We start from the raw sequence: 3937 nt of genomic DNA, 5'->3' as shown, positions 1-3937 counted from the left end.
CTGGCGGCCGCGCGCTCGGAGGCCTCCGCACGGGTGGCCTCGCTCCGTACCGAGCTGGCGGGCGCGGAAGCCGAGGTCACCAGACTGGGGGACGCCGCCCACCGCGACGAGATCGTCCGGGCCCAACTCGAGGTCAAGGTCTCCGAGCTCGAGTCCGCGGTGCTGGAACGGCACGGCATCGAGCCCGAGGCCCTGGTGGCGGAGTACGGGCCGGAGGTGCCGCTTCCGCCGTCCGCGCTGGAGATCGAGGAGTACGAGGCGGCCCGCGAGCGCGGTGAGGACGTCACCCCACCCCCGCCGATGCCGTATCTGCGTGCCGAGCAGGAGCGTCGACTCAAGCTGGCCCAGAAAGATCTGGCGACCCTGGGCAAGGTCAATCCGCTGGCGCTGGAGGAGTTCGCCGCCCTCGAGGAGAGATACGCGTTCCTGTCCACCCAGCTCGACGACGTCAAGAAGGCCCGCGCCGACCTCGAGGGGGTGATCGACGACGTGGACGAGAGGATCGAGCAGATCTTCACCGAGGCATGGGTGGACGTCGAGCGCGAGTTCCGCGACGTGTTCTCCGTGCTGTTCCCCGGCGGTGAGGGCCGGTTGATCCTCACCGACCCCACGGACATGCTGGCCACGGGGATCGAGGTCGAGGCCCGGCCGCCGGGAAAGAAGGTCAAGCGCCTGTCGTTGCTGTCCGGTGGCGAGAAATCGCTGACGGCCGTGGCGATGCTGGTGGCGATCTTCAAGGCCAGGCCCAGCCCGTTCTATGTGATGGACGAGGTCGAGGCCGCACTCGACGACACCAACCTGCGCCGCCTCATCGGACTGTTCGAACAACTCCGTGAGACCAGCCAGCTCATCGTGATCACCCACCAGAAGCCCACGATGGACGTCGCCGACGTCCTCTACGGGGTGTCGATGCAGGGCGACGGCATCTCCAAGGTGATCTCCCAGCGCATGCGGTGATCGCGTGCCACCACAGTGCTGATCAGGCACCATGGGGCCATGACTGATCGAGAACTGCACATGGACGCGAGCCTGGCGCGGTCGGCCCGGATCCTGTGTCTGGTCTCCACCGGGGTCATCGCCGCACGGTCGGGGCTCGACCAGCAGAAGATCCGGGACTACGAACGCGGGGTGGGCGACCTCGACGACGCGGAAGTGCAGTCACTCTCCGACGCCCTCACGTATTACGGCGCCCGGTTCATCCCAGAGGACGAGAACGGGGGTGTGGGCGTGCGGCGCAAGTTCACCCGGACGAAGGTCAAGATGATCGACCGGTGGGAGAGCGAGGGCGGCCCGGTCAGGGAGGACGACGTCTAGAGACCGGCGGTCGAGATGGTCGGCGACACTCTCGTCACTCCCTCCGACGGCTCGCAGGCCGCGACCTCGCCGTGCCCGTCACCGCCCCGCTCCGCTTGGGACTGACCCCGGTCACGAGCGCCTGAAGACCGCGCGGAGGCGCTCCCGGTTGACCATGCCGATCGCCCGCAGTGGAATCCCCGCCGGGCACACCCGGGAGCACTCGCCGTAGAGGGAGCAGGAGCCGAACTCCTGATCCGCCGCGCCGACCATCTTGCGTGCCCGGGACCCGCGTTCGCGGCTCGCCACCGGCATCAGGGCCAGATGCCCCAGCTTCGCACCCAGAAAGAGATTGGCCGAACCGTTGGGGCAGGCCGCCACACACGCACCGCAGCCGATACAGGCCGCCAGATCCAGTGCCGTCTCCGCATCGTCGTGCCCCTGCGCGGTGAGGTCGGCGTCGGGGGCCGTCCCCGCGGGCAGCGACACATGGGCCCCGGCCTCGACGATCCCGTCCAGCGCGGAGCGGTCCACCACGAGGTCCCGGATCACGGGGAACACGGCCGCGCGCAGCGGTTCGATGCGCAGGGTGTCACCGTCGGAGTAGGCGTCCAGGCGCTGGTGGCACGAGGGGGTGTTCTCGGCCGGGCCGTGCGCGCGCCCGTCGACGGTCACCCCGCACGCTCCGCAGATCCCCTCCCGGCAGTCGGAATCGAAGGCCACCGGGTCCACCCCGTCGTCGACCAGTCGGTCGTTGAGGGAGTCGAGCAGTTCGAGCAGGCTCATCTCCGGCTCGGCGTCCGGAACGTGGTACTCCACATAACCGCCGGTGTCCTCGGGGCCGGCCTGCCTCCACACGCGCAGGGTGAGTCTCACGGGGTGGTGCTCGCAGTCGTTCGTGCTGTGGATCTCATCGGTAGTCCCTCGTGGTGAGCTCGACCGCGGAGAAGTCGAGCGGTTCGGCGTGGCGGGTGAAGGTGCGTGTGCCGCCCCGGTCGTCGCCGGTGGATCCCCACGCCGAGGCGAAGCGCCAGAGATCGTCACGGCGCAGAGCCTCGCCGCCCGGGGACTGGTGCTCGTCGCGGAAGTGGGCGCCGCAGGATTCGTCGCGGTCCAGGGCGTCGACGCACATCAGTTCGGCCAGCTCCAGGTAGTCGGCCGTCCGGCCGGCCAGCTCGAGCACCTGGTTGAGGTGCTCACCGGTCCCGGTCACGCGGAGGTCGGACCAGAACCGGGCCCGGAGGTCGCGGATGCGCCCGATCGCGGCGGTCAGCCCCTCGGCGGTGCGGGTGACCCCGCAGCCGGCGTAGAGGATCTCGCCCAGCGCGCGGTGGAAATGGGCGGGCCCGGTGGATCCGCCCACCGCGAGGAGCGCCTCGACGCGCGCCCGGGCGCGGCCCACGGCGGTGGTGACCACCTCGTCGTCGTCGTCCGGTGGATCGTCCCCGAGGCGGGCGGCCAGGTGCGCCGGCACCGAGTACGGGAGGGTGAACCAGCCGTCCACACTGGCGCTGAGCAGCGAGTTGGCGCCGAGTCGGTTGGCGCCGTGATACGCCCAGCCGCATTCGCCGCCGACGAACAGTCCGGGGATCGAGGTCTGGAGGTCGTAGTCGCTCCAGAGCCCGCCCATGGTGAAGTGACAGGTGGGCGCGATGCGCATCGGGACGGAGTACGGGTCCTCGCCGGTGGCGTGGGAGTACATGTCGAACAGGTTGCCGTACCGCTCGGCGATCCGCTGCCGGCCGTCGCGGGCGAGGGAGTCCCGGAAGTCCAGGTACACCGAGTTGTGGCGGGGGCCCACCCCGCGGCCGTCGCGGATCTCCGCCGTGATCGCCCGTGACGCCACGTCGCGGGGGACCAGGTTTCCGTAGGCCGGGTAGCGGCGCTCGAGGAAGAAGTCGCGGTCGGAATCGGGGATGTCGCCCGGCGGTCGGTCGTCGCTCGCGTGCCTCGGCACCCAGATGCGGCCGTCGTTGCGGAGCGACTCGCTCATGAGGATGGTCTTGGCCTGCCAGGTCGTGTCCTTGGGCAGGGCGGTGGGGTGGAACTGGACGAACGACGGCGAGGCGAACAACGCCCCCCGCTGGTGAGCCCGCCAGACGGCCGAGGCGTTGGAGTTCACCGCGAGCGTGGAGTCGTGGAAGACGTTCCCGTAGCCGCCCGTCGCCAGCACCACGGCGTGGGCGGTCTCGGCGCGGAGGTGTCCGGTGACGAGGTCGCGGACCACGACCCCGTGGCATCCGGCGTCGTCGACGATCAGATCGAGCATCTCGTGGCGGGTGTGCAACCGCACCGTGCCCGCCCGGATCTGCCGCTGGAGGGCCTGGGTGCCGGCGATCTGGAGTTGCTGACCGGTCTGCCCGCGTGAGTAGTAGGTGCGTGAGACCTGCACTCCGCCGAACGACCGCGTGGACAGCACGCCCCCGTACTCCCGGGCGAACGGCGTGCCGATCCCCGAGAAGTGGTCGATGACGCGAACCGACTCCTCGCCGAGCCTGAACGCCTCGGCCTCCCGGCCCCGGAAGTCGCCGCCCTTGACGGTGTCGGCGACGAAGCGGTGCAGGGAGTCGCCGTCGACCCGCCTCGCGCGGGCGGCGTTGATCCCGCCCTGGGCCGCCACGGAGTGCGCGCGCCGCGGCGCGTC

At 70.5% G+C, this 3937-nt stretch carries 4 protein-coding genes; 2 read left to right on the top strand and 2 right to left on the bottom strand.

Going from position 1 to position 3937, the window contains the following annotated elements:
• On the top strand, nt 1-957 hold a 957-nt coding region (locus G6020_RS03245; RefSeq protein WP_182609632.1), incomplete at its 5' end, for an AAA family ATPase.
• A gap of 39 nt (nt 958-996) precedes the next feature.
• Entirely contained in the window at nt 997-1314 is a 318-nt protein-coding gene (locus G6020_RS03240) for a hypothetical protein (RefSeq protein ID WP_031264898.1), read from the top strand.
• Nucleotides 1315-1425: 111 nt separating this feature from the next.
• On the opposite strand, the gene G6020_RS03235 is transcribed toward G6020_RS03240, so the two are convergent.
• Together G6020_RS03235 and G6020_RS03230 are read right to left on the bottom strand one after the other, a co-directional pair.
• Nucleotides 1426-2169, bottom strand: a complete 744-nt coding sequence (locus G6020_RS03235; protein WP_182609631.1) for a succinate dehydrogenase/fumarate reductase iron-sulfur subunit — start codon at nt 2167-2169, stop codon at nt 1426-1428.
• A 34-nt stretch (nt 2170-2203) separates the two neighbouring features.
• A partial coding sequence (locus G6020_RS03230) for a fumarate reductase/succinate dehydrogenase flavoprotein subunit (protein ID WP_182609630.1) occupies nt 2204-3937 on the bottom strand: 1734 nt, incomplete at its 5' end.

The sequence above is a fragment of the Dietzia sp. B19 genome (assembly GCF_014145155.1).
GTDB lineage: Bacteria > Actinomycetota > Actinomycetes > Mycobacteriales > Mycobacteriaceae > Dietzia > Dietzia natronolimnaea.
The sequence above is the reverse complement of the archived record's forward strand: the minus strand, read 5'-3'. Positions and strand labels throughout refer to the sequence as shown.

Coding starts and splice junctions, on each gene's coding strand:
- G6020_RS03240 (WP_031264898.1), top strand. CDS start 997: ATGACTGATCGAGAACTGCACATGGACGCGAGCCTGGCGCGGTCGGCC.